Consider the following 18,273-nt stretch of genomic DNA (forward strand, 5'->3'; position numbering starts at 1 on the left):
CAATGACTAGGCATGTTTTATTAGCCGGGTAATAAATTTACTGCATCGAGGTGAAACCAATGCAGGATGACCGGATTCCGACCATTATAAATGAAATTCACTTCTGGAGAGAAAACAATTTGCTCCCAGAGGTATATTGCGACTTTTTGTTAGCTTTATACACAAAAGGAGAAGAGGAAAAGTCACCGCCAGTACAAGAAAAATCAAAAATATTTTTTTTAATCCAAAATATTGTAATGGTGCTTCTGATACCGTTTTCATTTCTTGTATTATATTTTACGCAATTTCCATTTTTTTTGCAACTTGGTTTTTTAATTCTTTTTCTTTCATACTCTTGTGGGATATATTTATATGTTAGAAATTCAGGGGGTATAACTGCTAGTATTGGATTGATTAACAGTATGCTACTCATTCTGTTGGTGTCTATTACGGTGAGCAAAGCATATGTTGAATCTGTTTGGTTTTCTTATTTTATATTATTTACTCAGTTTACTTGCTGGTATTTACTAGGCAAAAAGCATAATCAAAGTTTTATAGTAATCATTAGTATATTGGCTATACTATTTTTAATTATTTATATTGCTGTACCAATTGTTTTGTAAATTTTCACAGGTAAACACTTTAAACTCTGTGAAATTTCGAGTAGAATATATATAGTCTTTTCAATTGTAATAGATTAAGGGGATACATAAGGAGGAAACATAATGAAAAGAAACCCGGTTGTTCCATATGCTATCATTGCACTAATAGGAATTCTAGCAGTAATTGTCATTTCATTTGTAGGGTTGAATCAGAGAGATGATATTCAAAAGGCAGAAGAAGGCGGTGGAGAAAAAACAGAAGAAGCACAAGAAGGAGCTTCTGATGATCCACAAGCAATTTTTGAAGGTAACTGCGCTAGCTGTCATGGTGCGGATTTATCTGGAGGTGCAGGCCCCGACTTGACTCAAGTTGGAAGCAGACTTTCAGCAGAAGAGATTCAGGATGTTATCATAAATGGTAGAGGTTCTATGCCTGCTGGAATGGCGACAGCTGATGAAGCAAAAATTCTAGCTGACTGGCTTGCAGAAAAAAAATAAATTAAATTTTATAAAAAGAGAAGCTTTCTGCCATATTGAACAGAAAGCTTTTCTTTTTAAAAAATAAAAAATGAACAGCGAGTAGTTTTATTTAGCTTAAATGCAAAGCGCTTAAGCAGTTCTTACCACCTACTAAGAAATTGAAAGTGGAGATATAGATGACAAACAACATTAAATTATCTAAAAGACTAAAACAAACAGCCTCTTTTCTTCCAAAGGGCGCAAAATTCGCAGATATTGGCTCCGACCATGCTTATTTGCCTTGCTATGTTTGTCTAGAAGATAAACAAGCCAAAGCGATTGCAGGTGAAATAAACGAGGGGCCATTTCAAAGTGCTACACAAACTGTTCGGGGCCATGGACTAGAAGAAGTTATTGATGTGCGCTTAGGTGATGGACTAGAGGTACTCACTGCAGGGGAAGTAACTCAAGTTGTTATTGCTGGAATGGGTGGGTCTTTAATTCGTTCTATCTTACAAAAAGGGAAAGATAAAATCGAAAGTGTAGACCGAATAATTGCTCAGCCAAATGTTGATGCAAGAGATGTACGTGAGTGGTTCGTGCACAATAATTTTATGATATCTGAAGAAACTATAATTGAAGAAAATGGCCATATATACGAAATTGTAGTTGGTGATCGACATTCAGGAGCAGTTTATCCAGAATTGAGTGAAAAACAGCTATTATTTGGTCCTATATTGTTGGTAAATAAGACTAAAGCGTTTTATACTAAATGGGCAGAGGAATATGAGAAGCTTAAACGAGTTATAGACCAAATGAGATTAGCAAAGCTCTTAGACAAGGAGAAATTAAATAGATTTGAAAGGGAACTTCAATGGATGGAGGAGGTTCTTCAAAATGAAGACGAGTCTTAATAATAGTGATATTTTTCGTATGATGGAAGAATGGGCTCCAAAATCCCTTGCATATGATTGGGATCGCGTTGGGATACAGGTTGGTTCATTTAATGCAAAGGTAAAAAAAATTATGGTGACCCTTGATGTTCTGGAATCTGTTGTAGATGAAGCTATCGCTGAAGGTGTAGATTTAATCATTGCCCATCATCCGCTATTATTTAAACCAATAAAGCAATTAAATTTCGATGATCCAAAGGGAAGAGTGATTAAGAAATTAATGCAGCATAATATAACTGTTTATGCAGCCCACACAAACTTGGATGCAGCTGAGGGCGGCGTAAATGACATGTTATCTGATGCACTTGGACTCAAGCATCGAGAAGTTTTAATAAAAGAAAGTAACGAAGAATTATTTAAGTTAATTTCATATGTACCTTTCAGCCATAAAGATGAAGTTCACAATGCTTTCAGTTTGGCCGGGGCAGGTCATATTGGTGATTACAGCCATTGTACTTTTCAAACAGAGGGTAAAGGTACATTTAAACCATTAGAGGGGTCCAATCCCTATATTGGAAATCAAAATGAAATAGAATTTGTAAATGAAGTTAAAATGGAAACAATTGTGCAAAAATCAAAACTGAGCAAAGCTGTAAATTGCTTACTTAAAGCGCATCCCTATGAAGAGCCGGCCTATGATATCATCCCCCTAGTCAATGAAGGAAAATCAATAGGAATTGGAAGAGTAGGAGAAATTGCCCCAATTTTACTTAGTGATCTCTGTGATAAAATAAAAACCACTTTCGGTCTCCCTGTAATGAGAGTAACGGGAGAATTGTCCCAAACTGTAAACAGAGTAGCTGTTTTAGGTGGTAGTGGAGAAAATTATATTTCAGTTGCAAAGCAACGTGCAGCAGATGTATATATTACTGGTGATGTCACTTTTCACAACGCTCAAGATGCGTGGGAAATGGGGTTGGCTGTAATAGATGCCGGACATTACATTGAAAAAATAATGAAAGAGGCTACAAAAAAATACTTGGACCAACAACTTCGTGATACTTCCATTTCAGTCATGGTTTCAGAGGTTAATACGGATCCATTTCAGTTTGTATAAAGAGTTCTGGTAGCAAACCAGTACAAAGAAGGAGTTTTAAACGTATGGAAACGACTAGTTTTCAAGATTTTTCATTTCACCCAGTTATGAATGATATAGTTAAAAGATTAAACTTTCACGAACCAACTCCAATTCAACAAAAAGTAATACCACCCATTTTGGAAGGACAAAGCGTGATAGGTCAATCGCGTACTGGTTCGGGGAAAACCCATGCATTTTTGTTACCATTAATTAACAAAATAGATGCAAATAAGCGGGAAGTACAATTTGTAATAACTGCTCCTACACGTGAATTAGCAACGCAATTATTTGATGAAGTGAAAAAAGTTATCCATTATGCAGGCAGAGATCAACAATGGAATGCAAAATTATTAGTAGGTGGTACTGATAAACAGAAAATGATGGAAAAATTAAAAGAACCCCCGCACATTGTAGTGGGTACTCCAGGCCGCATTCTGGATATGGTGAAAGAGGATGCTCTTTCTATATATACTGCTAAATCCTTCGTAATTGATGAAGCAGATCTAATGCTGGATTTAGGTTTTATCAATGAAGTAGATCAGCTTTTGGTTCGAGCAGATCAACAAATACAATTGTTAGTTTTTTCTGCAACTATTCCACAAAAATTGCAACACTTTCTAAAAAAATATTTAGATCACCCTGTCCATATTAAAATGGAGGATCACTTTTCTCCAGAGACAATGGAACATCTACTAATTGATATGAAGCATCGCGAAGAGGCGGAAATTATTTATGAAATTTCAAAGACGATCCAGCCATACTTAGCTATTATCTTTACTAATGGAAAAGAGTTGGCAAATCAGTTAGCAGCGTCCTTGCAAGATAGGGGAATAGATGTTGGGCTAATCCATGGCGGGCTTGCTCCAAGAGAAAGAAAACGGGTCTTAAAGGAAATTCAAGGATTACGTTATCAATATATCGTTGCAACTGACTTAGCAGCTAGAGGTATTGATATTAAGGGAGTTAGCCATGTCATAAACGCTCAAATTCCTAAAGAAGAAGAGTTCTATATCCATAGGGTCGGGAGAACAGCCCGTGCAGGAATGGAAGGTACTGCAATTAGTTTATTCAGAGAAAATGATCTTAAATTAATATCTAAATTAGAACAAAAAGGTTTGGAATTCACATATGTTGATGTTCGCAACGGGGAATGGAAGGATGCTAAACCATGGAACCAACGTGCACTTCGCAAAACTACAGCAACCGATATTGACAAAGAAGCTTGGAAACGTGTTACCAAAGCAAAAAAGGTGAAGCCAGGATATAAAAAGAAAATGAAAAAACAACAGGCTTCCATAAAAAAGCAATTAAGCAAAAAAAATAAGTTCAAAAAGTAATGAACTTGTGAAGGAGAGTGTGAAATTTGGTGAAGATTGGGTCACATGTATCCATGAGCGGAAAGAAAATGTTGTTAGGATCAAGTGAGGAAGCTACTTCCTATGGTGCTAACACCTTTATGATTTATACAGGAGCTCCTCAAAATACGAGAAGGAAACCGATTGAAGAGTTAAATATTACGGCTGGAAGAGAACATATGGAAGAGAATGGGATAGAAGATATAATCGTTCATGCACCGTATATTATAAATATTGGAAATACAATAAAACCAGCAACCTATGAACTTGGAGTAACATTTTTGAGAAATGAAATTGAAAGAACCGAAGCAATTGGTGCAAGACAAATTGTGCTTCACCCAGGTGCGCATGTAGGTGAAGGAGCGGATAAGGGAATAAAAAAGATTATCGAAGGGTTAAATGAAGTACTTGAAAAAGATAGTGAAGTACAAATTGCTTTAGAAACAATGGCTGGAAAAGGAACCGAAATAGGTAGAACTTTTGATGAAATCGCAAAAATCATGGATGGTGTGACTCACAACGGAAATTTGTCTGTATGTATGGATACATGCCACATTCATGATGCTGGTTATGATATTGTGGAAGATTTCGATGGGGTTTTAAATGAGTTTGATAACATCATTGGATTAGACAAACTAAAAGTGATTCATGTGAATGATAGTAAAAATGTTCAGGGAGCTCATAAAGACAGACATGAGAATATTGGCTTTGGTCATATTGGTTTTGAAGCATTACATTATATTGTTCATCACCCTCAGCTGAAAGATTTACCAAAAATCCTGGAAACACCTTATGTTGGTGAAGACAAGAAAAACAAAAAGCCGCCTTATAAGTTTGAAATTGAAATGCTTAAAGCCGGAAAATTTAATCCGCAGTTAAAAGATATAATTATGCAAGCATAGGATTAACCTCTCAAGCTCCTTGACATAATTAAAGGTTGCGATTAAGTATTCTTTTTCTTTGCTTGAAAAAGTTACTGGGACAAAAGATTTTTAAACATTAAAATCCGAACCGATTCATGCGATTACTGAATCCTGGTTCGGATTTCTTTTGTTACAACTTAGTTGAGGAGAAACACGCAAATACCTTGATTGAAATGCCCATGTTTCCTTCGTGGCATGAGCCGCGGCTTTTCATATCCTGTTAAAGAGGAAGCCTCACATAAGCCTCATAAGGGCGCTAAGATGGAAATCAACAAACAGAACGACATGGGTCTGGCTTCATAGTATCCAGTTGTTGTCATTATTCTTTAAATAAATGTTCTACACCATATGATTTAATTAGTTTATAAAAAACTTTTTGAGCTTTCCTTGCGGTTTCCAAATTGGTAATCCTTGCTAAATCTCTAAACATTATTTCTCTTCCATTACTTGTAAAAGGATCAATTGGTTTTTTGTGAAGATAATTTATAATCTGTTTTGCCTCCGTTTGATTTATTGCAAAACCGTATTCCTTTCCGTAATTAATCAATTCATCTCCAGTAAGTTGTTTAAGTTTATTTTTGATGAGTCCTTTAATAAAGGTGGACATGTAAAATAACTCCTTTAAGTAAATTAGTTTTAACACGTGCTAATTTATCTTATTCAGTATAATTTAAAAATTTACTTGTCTTTCTAAGAAATTTCCATAAACTAACACAAATTATTCGTTTTTCTTTCCATAAACTATAGTTGCACCTCAAAAAAAGGAGGTTATAGGAATGGATGAATTTCAGGATTATAAAAATAATCAAATAGAAAAACCACCAGAACATGGAGACCAAGCAACAAATGATGCCTTAGATTTACAACCTGACAGTACCAGAGACGAAGAATTTGCTGCAGAATTAACAGCTGAAGACTATAACACAATCGCTGATCAGAATGAGGATACAGGTACTGAAACGAATACCATGTACGGATGGATAGGAGTTGTGTTATCAGTTATTTCATTTTTCATGTGGCCAGTAATTTTGGGGGCTGCTGGTATCATTTTTGGTTTTATTTCGAGAGGACGTAATGCGGATACACTCGGAAATATTGCCATTGGTGCTGGAGCAGTTTCTATTTTAATCTCCTTATTTATTTTGCCATTTGTATAAAGAAATAAGGGCTGGGATTCAGCCCTTATTTTTGTGTGTAAAGAGGAAAATAGTAATACATATTTTTTTTCAACTCTCTTGGGTTTACGTGTGGATTTAGTATTTTAAAATCATTTATAGCCATTTTTTCTTTGATTGTAGCTGAGTTTTTTTCATCATTTATATTTCTGATAACAGATAATACAGTATCATCTTCGTCTACCCAAACCTGAACTGCAGTAAAACTTAATAGCGAATCTTTATTAGGTTGAATGGGATTTAAGCCAACAGTTAAATCTTTGTACACACTCATAATAAAGAGTAGTACAATAAGATATAGGAATAGTTTCTTCATGGTCCTTAGTTCATTCTCCTTTTTTGAAACTATTTTCATTTCATTAACGTATGATTTAAAGAAAGGAGGTCATAACATGGAGATCTTTGAGTTAGCATGGATTGGATTTATTATTACATGTTTAGGTACTTTATTTTTAATTGGAGAAGTTATTGTAAATATGCGAGGAATTTTTGCTTTGTTGGGAATTGGTTTTATTACCATCTATTTTGCAACATATGTTGATACAGGCTCCTTTTTTATTATGCTTATTATTTACTTTGTAGGATTATTACTTATCATTATAGATGGAAAGCTTTTGAATGATGGCACATTGGCCACTTTAGGCGTCGCGAGCATGCTTACTTCTGTAGCTTTAGCTGCTCCTGATTTAACAACAGGCCTATATGCTGTTCTAGGTGTTTTAATTGGTGGAGGTCTCTCCTTGTTCTTTTTAAAGGTATTTAAACGAAGGGATATGTGGAGTAAAATTACACTAAAAGATCAGTTAACCAAAGAAGCCGGTTATAATTCCATGAATAATACGTATGAGGGATTAGTCGGACAGAAAGGTATAGCTTTAAATGATATGAGACCAGTTGGTACAATTAGAATAAATAAAAAAGATTACAGTGCAGTTTCAAATGGTCAATGGATAGCAAAAAACACTGAAGTTCTTGTAAGCCAAGTGGACGGAACAAAAATACTTGTTGAAAAGGTAACTAATTAGTAAAAGAGAAATCCTTGCCTCATATATTGAGCAGGGATTTTTTGCGTATGGAAAAGTATAGTATTTTTCATTTCAATTATCTTATTATTATCTCTTTTCTAACTAACTTTCCGGAATGAAAATTAATATATAGGGTAGTAACTAATAGGGGATACTTAAATGGATTGTAAATTTTATGTTAAATATATGGTAAGAGCCTTTACAAACTATAAACAAATAATTAATAATGGATAAGGAATTACGACAATATTCTACATTTGTAAAATGAAGGGCAGGTATGTACGTGGAAATCGATATACAAGCATTGCTGTTTGAATTTATTGGTGGTCTGGGGATTTTCCTTCTCGGGATCAAGTATATGGGTGAGGGCTTGCAGAAATCAGCAGGAGACAGACTCAGAGATATACTTGATAAATTTACAAGTAATCCGTTTATGGGAGTACTTGCTGGAATTATAGTAACTGTTCTTATCCAAAGTAGTTCAGGTACTACTGTATTAACTGTTGGACTTGTAAATGCTGGGTTTATGACCTTAAGACAAGCAATTGGCGTCATAATGGGAGCAAACGTAGGTACAACAGTTACAGCATTCATTATTGGTATCGACATTGGAGAATATGCATTACCTATTATTGCTGTAGGTTGTTTCTTGCTATTTTTCTTTAGCAATCAAAAAGTCAATGCAATTGGACAAACAATCTTTGGCTTTGGTGCTTTATTTTTTGGTTTGGAACTAATGAGCAGTGGTATGTCTCCGCTTCGTTCTTTAGAATCTTTCCATGAATTAACCGTAAACATGAGCTCAAATCCAATTCTGGGGGTAGTAATTGGAACTGTTTTCACACTTATTGTACAAAGTTCCAGTGCCACAATCGGAATATTGCAGGGTTTATTTTCTGAGGGAGCAATTGATTTAAAAGCAGCCTTACCTGTCTTGTTTGGTGACAACCTCGGAACCACAATCACTGCAATTATTGCATCGATTGGTGCTTCAGTTGCTGCAAAAAGAGCAGCATACACACATGTTATCTTCAATTTAGTTGGTGCTACTATATTCATGGTTTTTTTAGGCTTATTTACCCAGCTTATTATTTATTTGCAAACCCAGCTTAACTTAAACCCTGAAATGACTATTGCATTCGCACACGGAAGTTTTAATATTACCAATACAATAATTCAATTTCCTTTTATTGGGGCATTGGCATGGATTGTAACTAAAATCATTCCTGGCGAAGATACTATTGTCGAATTTAAACCAAAGCATCTTAATCCAATCTTTATTCAGCAATCTTCCACTTTAGCATTAGATCAAGCAAAAGCTGAAGTTATTCGTATGGGTGAATATGCATCTAAAGGTTTGGAAGAAACAAACTTGTATTTGAATACACATCAACAAAAGCATTCAGAAATTGCGATGCAAGTAGAAGGCGCGATTAACAATCTGGATCGAAAAATTACAGATTATCTAATTGATATTTCTTCAGGTTCACTATCTGAGTTTGAGAGTGCTAAGCATACTGCGCTAATGGATTCTGTAAGGGATATTGAAAGAATAGGCGACCATTTTGAGAATATTATTGAGTTAATTGATTATAAAATATCAAATAAAGTAAATTTAACAGAAAAAGCTCAAGAAGATCTTAACGATATGTTTGATTTAACGATTTCTACGGTTAAGCAAGCAGTAGATTCTCTAGATAAGATGGATCGCGAAGCAGCCTTGGCAGTAATTCAAAAAGAAGATCAAATCGATAAGATGGAAAGAAACTACAGAAAAAAACATATTATCCGAATGAATGAAGGCCAATGCACAGGATCTGCTGGTATTGTATTTGTTGACATTATTAGTAATCTTGAGCGTATTGGCGATCATGCAGTAAATATTGCAGAAGAAGTTCTAGGTGAGTGAATAAACTAATTCATTTTGAAGCAGAAAGGCTAAACAGGTAATCTTTAACAGAAGTTGATGGGCCTTGCTTCGATAAGCAACTAAAAGCAGAGGGAGGACAACCCTCTGCTTTTAAAGTGCTGAAAAAATATATTTATTGATAAATTATCAACAGATTAATCATTAAATTTGTAAGTAAATAATTGCTTATTGTATAATATTTTAGCTTATATAGTAAATAATGTATGGATATCATCATTAGCTATCCAAAATTTATTTTATTAATTTTATAATTTTATATTGAAATTCATAATTGTCCATGCTATAGTATATATTGTTGTTTCCAAGACACACGTACTACATAATTGATAATGAAAATAACTTTTATAAAAAAAGTTGTTGACATATTTTGTTGAACATGGTAAATTATATTTCGTTGCTGTTATTTTAAATGCTGTAAGAATGCTTAAATGAAATATTATATTTTTTATTCCACAGTAGCTCAGTGGTAGAGCTATCGGCTGTTAACCGATCGGTCGTAGGTTCGAATCCTACCTGTGGAGCCAATGGCGGTGTAGCTCAGCTGGCGAGAGCGTACGGTTCATACCCGTGAGGTCGGGGGTTCGATCCCCTCCGCCGCTACCAAAAGAATAATCATGGCGGTCGTGGCGAAGTGGTTAACGCACCGGATTGTGGCTCCGGCATTCGTGGGTTCAATCCCCACCGGTCGCCCCATAAAATTTAAAACACGGACCCTTAGCTCAGTTGGTTAGAGCTATCGGCTCATAACCGATCGGTCGCAGGTTCGAGTCCTGCAGGGTCCACCATAAAAACTCGGAGGAATACCCAAGTCTGGCTGAAGGGATCGGTCTTGAAAACCGACAGGGGTGTCAAAGCCCGCGGGGGTTCGAATCCCTCTTCCTCCTCCATACATATTTATTTGAAGAAAGTTGAACATAATATTTGGCTCGGTAGCTCAGTCGGTAGAGCAAGGGACTGAAAATCCCTGTGTCGGCGGTTCGATTCCGTCCCGAGCCACCATTTTTTAACAAGCGGTTGCTTGTTTTTTTGTTATCAAAAATACTGAAATTAAGGTTCTAATCTGTTAGTTAGGACTATTCAATGATACGGAAAATAGATAGCCTTGGAATTAACTAGAAGTACGGTTAATAACTGTTTTGAAAAAAATATATAGCATCCACTCAACTTTCATGTATAGCTGTGGTGGCTACTTTCGCTCTGCTGAAATGGCTTGCGTTTTGTTCCTTATTTATCCATGCATATTATTTGCAAGTGGGTAGGACCTCTGATAATCTAAAAATGTAAAGGGTGAATTTTCAATCCTTTTAATAAGAAATTATTTTAGAGGAGGACGATAAACATGGCAAAATTTGAATTACCAGAACTACCATATGCGTATGATGCGCTAGAACCTACTATTGATAAAGAAACAATGAATATTCACCATACGAAGCATCACAACACTTATGTGACTAAGTTAAATGGTGCTTTGGAAGGTCACGAGGATCTTAAAAACAAATCTCTTAATGACCTTATCAGCAATTTAGATGCAGTTCCTGAAAATATTCGCACAGCAGTTCGTAATAATGGTGGCGGTCATGCAAACCACAGTCTTTTCTGGAAGTTAATGTCTCCAAATGGCGGTGGGAAACCAACAGGGGAAGTTGCAGATAAAATTAATGATAAATATGGCAGCTTTGAAAAATTCCAAGAAGAATTTGCTGCAGCAGCAGCTGGCCGTTTTGGCTCAGGTTGGGCATGGTTAGTAGTAAATAACGGAGAAATTGAAATTATGAGTACTCCAAATCAAGATAACCCATTAATGGAAGGAAAGAAACCAATTTTGGGACTTGATGTTTGGGAGCATGCTTACTATTTAAAATATCAAAATAAGCGTCCTGATTATATTTCAGCTTTCTGGAATGTAGTTAATTGGGATGAAGTAGAAAAGAATTACAACGAAGCTAAATAAGCTTTAAGGATTAAAAAACGCGTGAATGAGTCACGCGTTTTTTATTTTGCGGTTCAAGTATATGTTTACATAAGCAATTCGGAAAATAATATATAGCACTCGCCCCCCCTATAAAGTTCATGTATAGCTACGGCGATACATTTGCACTGTTGCGTCACCATTAGAGGCGCTTTTTACTCCTAATATGACCGTTTTAGGTAACGTTTGTGTCCTTTAGATGCCTATATTGGCCCTTTTCCTTATAAATTGAATATCTCTATCTCTTTTGCCCAAACTATGAGTGATACAAAAAGGAGTTTGGTTATGGGAAAGAGATTTGAATTCATTCATAATAAAATTGATATTAATAGAGATTTATTATTTTTACTGGTGATTGGCGGATTATATTCGTTAGGTATATTCCTTTCCAATACATTTGTAAATGTATATTTATGGAAACAGTCAGGAGATTATACGACAATAGCTGTCTATAACTTGGGAATTTTTCTTTTTCAGCCAGTTACATTTATCGTTGCTGGTAAAATTGCTAAAAAAGTGGATCGTGTAATTGTGTTACGGTTGGGGGTCACTTTTCTATCTCTTTTCTTTTTATGTGTCTTACTAATTGGTGAAGCCTCATCTAAGTATAACTTTATGCTAGGAAGCTTATTAGGGATAGGTTATGGTTTTTATTGGCTAGCCTTTAATGTGCTGACCTTTGAAATAACGGAACCGGAGACAAGAGATTTTTTTAATGGATTTTTAGGTGTGTTGCAATCATTTGGTGGAATGATCGGTCCATTACTTGCGGGTATTATTATTGCCAGAATGGAAGCAAATATTGGATATACAACTATCTTCTCTATTTCCTTCACATTATTTATCCTTTCCGTAGTTTGCAGTTTCTTTTTAAATCGAAGACAGGCAGAAGGTAACTTTCATTTCAAACGTATTTTAAGAGAAAGGCACCATAATAAAAACTGGGGAAGAATATTATATGCGCATATTTTTCAAGGCTTAAGAGAAGGTATCTTTGCCTTTGTAATCACCATTTGGGTTTTTTTAATTACTGGCAGTGAATTCTCTCTTGGAATGTTCAATTTGGTACTTTCCGGCTTATCATTTATCTTTTATTTTGTTGCGACAAAATTTATTAAGATCCACATGCGAAAAAAAGCAATTTTGCTCGGAGGTTTATTACTTTATTTCTCCATCTTTATTATTTTATTTAATATTAGTTACTTTCAACTAATCATATACGCTTTTTTCATTGGAATAGCTTATCCGATTATTAATGTGCCATATGTCTCTATGACCTATGATGTAATAGGAAAGGCATGGAAAGCAAAAGACCTCCGTGTAGAGTATATTGTCGTACGGGAGTTGTTTGTGAATATTGGCAGAGTTGCATCTATTTTAGTCTTTTTAATTGCAGTTTCTTTATATCCAGCAGAAAAGGTAATACCAATATTGCTGGTTTTGTTTGGAACAGGTCATATTTTTATTTATCTTTTTACAAGGAATGTCTATCTTGGTACCAAAAGAAAAAAAGAGGTATTAATTAAAGAGCAAATAACGGATGAAAAAAACCGTTAACGCTATTTTTTATTAGCTAAATGATGTTATAATGAGTGGAAAGCTATGTTAAATATATGGGGGAGAAATAATGGCGAGAAAAAGAAAAAAGAAGGAACAGCTTCCCTTCCGAATAAATATTTTATTCTTTGTGATTTTTCTATTGTTCTCTGTATTGATTTTACAGTTAGGTGTTGTACAAATACTTAATGGGGAAGAGTTTCAAAAAGAGATAGAACGAACGGTTAAGGACACAACTAAAATACCAGTACCTAGAGGGAAGATTTATGACAGTAATTACGATGTGATTGTTGATAATAAGCCGTTGTATTCAATCACTTATACTCCAGCTAAAGGCGTACAGGCAGAAGATCGTTTAGAGGTTGCTCAAAAGCTGGCAGAATTAATTTCTATGGACTCAGAAGATTACTTAGATAGTATTACCGAGCGAAATAAGAAGGAATATTGGTATCTTTTAAATAAGAAAAAAGCAGATAAAAGGCTCTCAGAAGAAGAGGCTGCGGATATGTCTAATTCGGAGCAGTATAAAACAATATTGGACAGAATTACCAAAGAGGAAATTAGTGACTTTTCCAAGCAGGAGCTTGAAGTAATTGCTATAAAAAAAGAACTTGATAAGGCGTATTCCTTAACACCACAGATTATTAAAAATGAAGATGTAACTCCTGAGGAATATGCAAGGGTAGCAGAACATCTGGACAAATTACCAGGGGTTAATGCTACAACGGATTGGAATAGAGAATATCCGTATAAGGATACGTTTTCTAGCTTGTTAGGATCGATCACATCACAAGAGCAGGGGATACCTGCAGATAAAGAACAGTATTACTTAACAAGAGGTTATAGCAGAAATGACCGCGTCGGACGAAGTGGTTTGGAAGAGTACTATGAAGACCTGCTTCGAGGCAGAAAGGAACAAATCCAATATACAACGACGAAAAATGGTCAAGTAATTGATTCGGAAACGGTTGTAGAAGGCGAAAGAGGAAAAGATTTAATCCTTACTGTCGATATGGAATTCCAAAAAGAAGTCGACAAAATTGTTCGGGAAGAATTAAAGACAGCTAAAAATAAACATTGGGCTGCAAACCGTTATATGGATGATGCGCTTGCTGTTGTAATGAATCCAAAAACAGGCGAAATTTTAGCAGTTAGTGGTCAACACTACAATGATGACAAAAAAGAATATGAGAATAATTCGTTTCGTGCCTTGTATGATGCTCATTTACCTGGTTCAACGGTGAAGGGAGCCACTGTGTTAGCAGGTTACGAATCAGGGGTTATTTCACCAGGGCAGAGTTTCTATGATAGGCCCATTAAAATTGCCGACACGAAAAAAAAGGGCTCTTATAATAACTTAGGTTTGGTGGATGATTATGAGGCATTAAAAAGATCTTCAAACGTTTATATGTTTTATATCGCCCTAAAAATGGGTGGAGAGAACCGTTATCCATTCCCTGACGAAAGTAAGGCTGCATTTAATCCTGAAGGTTTTCAAAAAATGCGTAATTATTTCCAACAATTTGGATTAGGAGTTAAAACGGGAGTGGATTTTCCATTTGAAAGCACCGGATATGAAGGTAGTGATCTTGGTCCAGGTTTACTAATGGACTATGCTATCGGGCAGTTCGATTCATATACAACTCTGCAGTTAGCTCAATATGTGTCAACAATTGCAAATGATGGTTATCGTGTCCGTCCACATTTTCTAAAAGAAGTGCGTAAGCCGAGTGAAACAGAGAGAGAATTGGGATCAATGATTAGAAGTGAAGAGACAGAAGTACTTAATCGTATCCAAATGAAGAACTCCTATATTGAACGAGTGCAAGAAGGTTTCCGAAGAGTGTACCAGGAAACAGGGGGAACAGCTGCTGGTTACTTTAAAGGGAAAGATTATAACCCTGCTGGTAAGACTGGAACAGCTCAAAGTTTTTATTTTGATAGTGAAACCGAAATACTTCATAAAACTGAAAATCACTCTCTAATTGGCTACGCCCCATTTGATGACCCGGAGATTGCTTTTGCGGTGATTGCACCGAATTCTGGTAAAGTAAAAAATTTACATCCACTCAGCAAAATCATTGGTCAACGCATTATGGATACGTATTTTGATTTGAAGGAAGAAAGAGATAAAGAAGAAATGAAGGAATAAAAAAAGAAGAACCTGTGTTAGGTTCTTCTTTTTTTATCTTGCTATCTTTTCGGCAAGCTCATAAAAACTCATATCACTGGAAACTTCAAACTCACCTATTTGTACCTTTTCGCTATAATTTTCTTTCTCTAAGTACTTATCAAATTTACCGGAATCTTTAATGATTTTCTTTTCTTCCAGTAAATTACTTATCTCTGAGGTAGCCATTCCTGGCTTAATGTTAATTTTGTACTTTGTTGGTTTATCTGAAGCTTCTTCTTCATCTGTTTGCTTTTTATCATCGGATTCTTCTTTCTTATTTTCCGTTTTCTTTTCTGAAGAATTTTCTTCCTTTTTATCTGTTCGTTGCTTGTCTTTTTCTACAGATAAAGAAATATATTCTTCTTGAGATAAAACATGATATCCTTCTTCTTTAACGAGCGGAATCATTTCTTCAGCAGTCATTTCATCCTTGGCGGAAGTCGTTCCCCAGAAAAAGAAGCCAATTAACATGATTACCCCTGAAGTTAATAAGCCGATGGCAAATGCTCTTATTGGTTGTTTCATTCTGTTTCTCCTTTGTTAAAGAATATTATTCTGTTTATCTCGACTGGTAGGATGTATTTCTTCAGTCAACAGCTCTTCTTCGAGAATCTTAATTTTCTTTTTCATCTGGTATGTATCCTGCATGGTTGACATAGAGAATTGTTCTAATTGGTTTTCTAATTCCTGAAACTTATCATTCATAAAGAAAGAAAGTACAAAAAGTACTAATCCTATTCCAATGATGGAAATTATTGCATATAGCATTCGTATTACCTCCATTATTTATTCACTATTAGTTATATCATAGAATAATAAAAGAAGAAACCTTATTTTTTTCTATCAACATTCTTGATAGTTTTCGTAATATCTGCTATTATAATTAAGTCTGAAATGAATGAAAGCTGTTTAATAGCAAGTGCTTAAAAGTTTGGAGGGAAAACTATGCGCGTTAACATTACATTAGCTTGTACTGAAACAGGAGATCGTAATTATATTACTACAAAGAACAAACGTACAAATCCTGAACGTATTGAGCTTAAAAAATATTGTCCACGTCTTAAAAAACACACTTTACATCGTGAAACAAAATAACCCATAAAACCCTTATCTGGAATAGATAAGGGTTTTATTTTTATTATCCATTCCAGATTAGCTCACTTGTCCTTTACGCTTTTGTTCTTTGTTACTTCGTGTTAATACGTTATACTTAGATATAGAGTGAGGTGGATCGTATGAATAAAAAGGATTTACGTGTTAATGCAATAAATATGTTGAAAAGTCAGTCTGAAACAAAAAGAAAGCAAATAGAAGAGGAATTAACAGAACAGCTAATACATAGTACATTTTGGGAAAATGCAGCAGTTATCGGTATTACAATGGCGCAAGGTTTTGAATGGGACACAAAGTCTATAATAGAGGTTGCTTGGGCGCAGGGGAAAGAAGTATGTGTGCCGAAGTGCTCCCCACAAGATAAACTGCTTAACTTTCATAAAATAACTTCATTTAACGAATTAGAGGTTGTTTATTATAACTTACTAGAACCGATTCCAGAAAAAACAGAGAATGTTTTGAAAGAGCAAATTGATTTATTAATGGTACCTGGATTACTTTTTGATAGAGAAGGATTTAGAGTCGGTTTTGGCGGAGGATATTATGATCGCTTTCTTGCAGATTTCCCGAATACAACTGTTTCTTTGCTATGTGAGAAACAGCTTGTTAGTCAATTGCCAAAGGAATCCTTTGATATTCCTGTAGAATATTTAATTACTGAAAAAAATATTATTAATACAATAAGGTAGAGGTTTTTATGGATATAAACAGATATTCACGACAAATTTTATTTGAACAAATAAATAAAGCAGGTCAGCAGCGACTTTCTGAAAGTACTGTTTTGATTGTAGGGATTGGTGCATTAGGAACGGTAATCAGCAATCAATTGGTGAGAGCAGGGGTTGGAAAAGTCAGGATAGTGGACCGTGATGTGGTGGAGATAAGCAATCTGCAAAGACAAATTCTTTTTGATGAAGAGGACGCAGAGAAATCCCTCCCAAAAGCAATTGCTGCAAAGCGAAAATTAGAAAGAGTAAATAGCATGGTAGAAATCGAAGCCATTATCGGTAATGCTTCTCGTGACAATATTGATGAGCTAACGGAAGGCGTAGATGTGGTTTTAGATGGTACAGACAATTTTGCGACTCGATATTTGTTAAATGATATTTGTTTTAAAAAAAATATTCCTTATTCCTATGGTGGAGTTGTAAGCTCGCGAGGAATGACAGCATTCTTTGTGCCAAAACAGACCCCGTGCTTACGATGTTTAAGTAAAGAAGGGTCTGATGGAAATCAAACATGTGATACAGTAGGTGTTATTTCCCCTGTGGTTGATATGGTATCTTCCTTGCAAGTGACAGAAACATTGAAGTATTTAACTAACCGGGGAGAGTATTTAAGGAATACACTTCGCTCCTTCGACATATGGTTTAATCAACAATATGATATTAAATTGAATAAGCCTGATCCTAATTGTCCCACATGCCAGTTAAATCAATATCCAGCATTACAGAAAAAAGCAAAGGAAGAGGAAATTGTCCTTTGTGGCAGAAATACAGTACAGATTCATCTATTGAATCACGTAAGTTTGGAGCAGTTAGAATCGAAGTTTTCAGGAATCCAAAGTTTAAAACGTACACCTTTTTTTCTAAAAGTAACAATTGATGAACAAATTAGTTTAACGATCTTTACGGATGGTCGCGTGCTTGTTCAGGGGACTGAGGATCAGGTCTACGCCAGGACAGTATATGATCGTTATATTGGTTCATAGCATGCATATTTTCTTTACATTGTGTCATAACTAAGAACACTATGAGAAAAGAAGGTGTGGACATGAGAATGATTGCATTAATTTTTACTTTCTTCACAATGGTTGCAGTTATTTACAGGTGGCGCTATCGGATATTGAATACAGTTTTAGCAATAAGCGTTTTGCGTAAAATTGCAGTAAACTTGTCGATGAATATGCCGGCAATCAGATCAAAAATTTTACCGAATTTATTTGGACCAAAAATAAACTAAATACATTTGAAACAAAAAGA

Annotated in this window: 19 protein-coding genes and 6 tRNA genes; 21 read left to right on the top strand and 4 right to left on the bottom strand. The window is 35.2% G+C overall.

Features of this window, described 5'->3' with window-relative positions:
- Positions 1-704 precede the first annotated feature (704 nt).
- From cccA to BME96_RS08755, 5 genes are all read left to right on the top strand, one after another.
- The gene (gene cccA / locus BME96_RS08735; RefSeq protein WP_019377970.1) at positions 705-1,079 is read left to right on the top strand and encodes a cytochrome c550; all 375 of its coding nucleotides are present in this window, start codon (positions 705-707) and stop codon (positions 1,077-1,079) included.
- A 158-nt stretch (positions 1,080-1,237) separates the two neighbouring features.
- Entirely contained in the window at positions 1,238-1,954 is a 717-nt protein-coding gene (locus BME96_RS08740; protein ID WP_060678397.1) for a tRNA (adenine(22)-N(1))-methyltransferase, read from the top strand.
- Positions 1,938-3,050 (top strand): Nif3-like dinuclear metal center hexameric protein, encoded by a 1,113-nt coding sequence (locus BME96_RS08745; protein WP_060678398.1) that lies wholly within the window; start codon positions 1,938-1,940, stop codon positions 3,048-3,050. The genes BME96_RS08740 and BME96_RS08745 overlap by 17 nt, the downstream gene beginning before the upstream one ends.
- Before the next feature lie 44 nt (positions 3,051-3,094).
- Positions 3,095-4,408 (top strand): DEAD/DEAH box helicase, encoded by a 1,314-nt coding sequence (locus BME96_RS08750; RefSeq protein WP_071648876.1) that lies wholly within the window; start codon positions 3,095-3,097, stop codon positions 4,406-4,408.
- 26 nt (positions 4,409-4,434) lie between these two features.
- Positions 4,435-5,328 (top strand): deoxyribonuclease IV, encoded by an 894-nt coding sequence (locus tag BME96_RS08755; protein ID WP_060678400.1) that lies wholly within the window; start codon positions 4,435-4,437, stop codon positions 5,326-5,328.
- Between the two features lie 340 nt (positions 5,329-5,668).
- Here the strand turns inward: BME96_RS08755 and BME96_RS08760 are convergent, their stop codons facing one another.
- Positions 5,669-5,956 carry a DUF2624 domain-containing protein gene (locus BME96_RS08760; protein ID WP_060678401.1) on the bottom strand — a complete coding sequence of 96 codons (288 nt, stop codon included), beginning with the start codon at positions 5,954-5,956 and terminating at the stop codon, positions 5,669-5,671.
- A gap of 169 nt (positions 5,957-6,125) precedes the next feature.
- Between BME96_RS08760 and BME96_RS08765 the strand changes: the two genes are divergently transcribed.
- Entirely contained in the window at positions 6,126-6,506 is a 381-nt protein-coding gene (locus BME96_RS08765) for a hypothetical protein (protein WP_060678402.1), read from the top strand.
- A gap of 25 nt (positions 6,507-6,531) precedes the next feature.
- Here the strand turns inward: BME96_RS08765 and BME96_RS08770 are convergent, their stop codons facing one another.
- A complete protein-coding gene (locus BME96_RS08770) occupies positions 6,532-6,840 on the bottom strand; it encodes a hypothetical protein (RefSeq protein ID WP_071648877.1) in 309 nt (102 codons plus the stop codon).
- A gap of 76 nt (positions 6,841-6,916) precedes the next feature.
- Between BME96_RS08770 and BME96_RS08775 the strand changes: the two genes are divergently transcribed.
- From BME96_RS08775 to BME96_RS08825, 11 genes are all read left to right on the top strand, one after another.
- Positions 6,917-7,549 (top strand): NfeD family protein, encoded by a 633-nt coding sequence (locus BME96_RS08775; RefSeq protein ID WP_071648878.1) that lies wholly within the window; start codon positions 6,917-6,919, stop codon positions 7,547-7,549.
- 277 nt (positions 7,550-7,826) lie between these two features.
- The gene (locus tag BME96_RS08780) at positions 7,827-9,458 is read left to right on the top strand and encodes a Na/Pi cotransporter family protein (RefSeq protein ID WP_019377960.1); all 1,632 of its coding nucleotides are present in this window, start codon (positions 7,827-7,829) and stop codon (positions 9,456-9,458) included.
- A gap of 470 nt (positions 9,459-9,928) precedes the next feature.
- Positions 9,929-10,003, top strand: a tRNA-Asn gene (locus tag BME96_RS08785).
- Between the two features lie 2 nt (positions 10,004-10,005).
- Positions 10,006-10,082: transfer RNA gene (locus BME96_RS08790), tRNA-Met, on the top strand.
- A 14-nt stretch (positions 10,083-10,096) separates the two neighbouring features.
- Positions 10,097-10,172, top strand: a tRNA-His gene (locus BME96_RS08795).
- A gap of 15 nt (positions 10,173-10,187) precedes the next feature.
- A tRNA-Ile gene (locus BME96_RS08800) sits at positions 10,188-10,264 on the top strand.
- A gap of 9 nt (positions 10,265-10,273) precedes the next feature.
- A tRNA-Ser gene (locus BME96_RS08805) sits at positions 10,274-10,366 on the top strand.
- Positions 10,367-10,402: 36 nt separating this feature from the next.
- Positions 10,403-10,478 (top strand) — tRNA-Phe (locus BME96_RS08810).
- Positions 10,479-10,818: 340 nt separating this feature from the next.
- A complete protein-coding gene (locus BME96_RS08815; protein ID WP_040955307.1) occupies positions 10,819-11,430 on the top strand; it encodes a superoxide dismutase in 612 nt (203 codons plus the stop codon).
- A 303-nt stretch (positions 11,431-11,733) separates the two neighbouring features.
- Complete coding sequence (locus BME96_RS08820) at positions 11,734-13,005, top strand: MFS transporter (RefSeq protein ID WP_071648879.1); 1,272 nt, start codon at positions 11,734-11,736, stop codon at positions 13,003-13,005.
- A 70-nt stretch (positions 13,006-13,075) separates the two neighbouring features.
- Complete coding sequence (locus BME96_RS08825; RefSeq protein WP_071648880.1) at positions 13,076-15,157, top strand: peptidoglycan D,D-transpeptidase FtsI family protein; 2,082 nt, start codon at positions 13,076-13,078, stop codon at positions 15,155-15,157.
- 33 nt (positions 15,158-15,190) lie between these two features.
- On the opposite strand, the gene BME96_RS19975 is transcribed toward BME96_RS08825, so the two are convergent.
- Positions 15,191-15,703: an endolytic transglycosylase MltG gene (locus BME96_RS19975; protein WP_019377956.1), complete on the bottom strand. Its 513-nt coding sequence runs from the start codon at positions 15,701-15,703 to the stop codon at positions 15,191-15,193.
- Positions 15,704-15,718: 15 nt separating this feature from the next.
- The gene (locus BME96_RS08835; RefSeq protein ID WP_019377955.1) at positions 15,719-15,946 is read right to left on the bottom strand and encodes a hypothetical protein; all 228 of its coding nucleotides are present in this window, start codon (positions 15,944-15,946) and stop codon (positions 15,719-15,721) included.
- Between the two features lie 177 nt (positions 15,947-16,123).
- Here BME96_RS08835 and rpmG point away from each other — a divergent pair, with 177 nt between their 5' ends.
- From rpmG to BME96_RS08855, 4 genes are all read left to right on the top strand, one after another.
- Positions 16,124-16,273 carry a 50S ribosomal protein L33 gene (gene rpmG, locus BME96_RS08840; RefSeq protein WP_019377954.1) on the top strand — a complete coding sequence of 50 codons (150 nt, stop codon included), beginning with the start codon at positions 16,124-16,126 and terminating at the stop codon, positions 16,271-16,273.
- Between the two features lie 140 nt (positions 16,274-16,413).
- Positions 16,414-16,980, top strand: coding sequence for a 5-formyltetrahydrofolate cyclo-ligase (locus tag BME96_RS08845; RefSeq protein ID WP_019377953.1), 567 nt, complete (start codon positions 16,414-16,416; stop codon positions 16,978-16,980).
- Positions 16,981-16,988: 8 nt separating this feature from the next.
- Entirely contained in the window at positions 16,989-18,002 is a 1,014-nt protein-coding gene (locus BME96_RS08850; protein WP_019377952.1) for a ThiF family adenylyltransferase, read from the top strand.
- Between the two features lie 62 nt (positions 18,003-18,064).
- Complete coding sequence (locus BME96_RS08855; RefSeq protein WP_019377951.1) at positions 18,065-18,253, top strand: hypothetical protein; 189 nt, start codon at positions 18,065-18,067, stop codon at positions 18,251-18,253.
- Positions 18,254-18,273 lie beyond the last annotated feature (20 nt).

It is taken from the genome of Virgibacillus halodenitrificans (genome assembly GCF_001878675.1).
Classification (GTDB): Bacteria; Bacillota; Bacilli; order Bacillales; family Amphibacillaceae; genus Virgibacillus_Q; species Virgibacillus_Q halodenitrificans.

Excerpts from the sequence above, each read along its gene's own strand:
- BME96_RS08820 (WP_071648879.1), top strand. The coding sequence starts at position 11,734 with ATGGGAAAGAGATTTGAATTCATTCATAATAAAATTGATATTAATAGA.
- BME96_RS08815 (WP_040955307.1), top strand. The coding sequence starts at position 10,819 with ATGGCAAAATTTGAATTACCAGAACTACCATATGCGTATGATGCGCTA.
- BME96_RS08825 (WP_071648880.1), top strand. The coding sequence starts at position 13,076 with ATGGCGAGAAAAAGAAAAAAGAAGGAACAGCTTCCCTTCCGAATAAAT.
- BME96_RS08745 (WP_060678398.1), top strand. The coding sequence starts at position 1,938 with ATGAAGACGAGTCTTAATAATAGTGATATTTTTCGTATGATGGAAGAA.
- BME96_RS08850 (WP_019377952.1), top strand. The coding sequence starts at position 16,989 with ATGGATATAAACAGATATTCACGACAAATTTTATTTGAACAAATAAAT.
- BME96_RS08780 (WP_019377960.1), top strand. The coding sequence starts at position 7,827 with ATGTACGTGGAAATCGATATACAAGCATTGCTGTTTGAATTTATTGGT.
- BME96_RS08750 (WP_071648876.1), top strand. The coding sequence starts at position 3,095 with ATGGAAACGACTAGTTTTCAAGATTTTTCATTTCACCCAGTTATGAAT.
- BME96_RS19975 (WP_019377956.1), bottom strand. The coding sequence starts at position 15,703 with ATGAAACAACCAATAAGAGCATTTGCCATCGGCTTATTAACTTCAGGG.
- rpmG (WP_019377954.1), top strand. The coding sequence starts at position 16,124 with ATGCGCGTTAACATTACATTAGCTTGTACTGAAACAGGAGATCGTAAT.
- cccA (WP_019377970.1), top strand. The coding sequence starts at position 705 with ATGAAAAGAAACCCGGTTGTTCCATATGCTATCATTGCACTAATAGGA.
- BME96_RS08845 (WP_019377953.1), top strand. The coding sequence starts at position 16,414 with ATGAATAAAAAGGATTTACGTGTTAATGCAATAAATATGTTGAAAAGT.
- BME96_RS08765 (WP_060678402.1), top strand. The coding sequence starts at position 6,126 with ATGGATGAATTTCAGGATTATAAAAATAATCAAATAGAAAAACCACCA.
- BME96_RS08760 (WP_060678401.1), bottom strand. The coding sequence starts at position 5,956 with ATGTCCACCTTTATTAAAGGACTCATCAAAAATAAACTTAAACAACTT.
- BME96_RS08740 (WP_060678397.1), top strand. The coding sequence starts at position 1,238 with ATGACAAACAACATTAAATTATCTAAAAGACTAAAACAAACAGCCTCT.
- BME96_RS08775 (WP_071648878.1), top strand. The coding sequence starts at position 6,917 with ATGGAGATCTTTGAGTTAGCATGGATTGGATTTATTATTACATGTTTA.
- BME96_RS08855 (WP_019377951.1), top strand. The coding sequence starts at position 18,065 with ATGAGAATGATTGCATTAATTTTTACTTTCTTCACAATGGTTGCAGTT.
- BME96_RS08835 (WP_019377955.1), bottom strand. The coding sequence starts at position 15,946 with ATGCTATATGCAATAATTTCCATCATTGGAATAGGATTAGTACTTTTT.
- BME96_RS08770 (WP_071648877.1), bottom strand. The coding sequence starts at position 6,840 with ATGAAGAAACTATTCCTATATCTTATTGTACTACTCTTTATTATGAGT.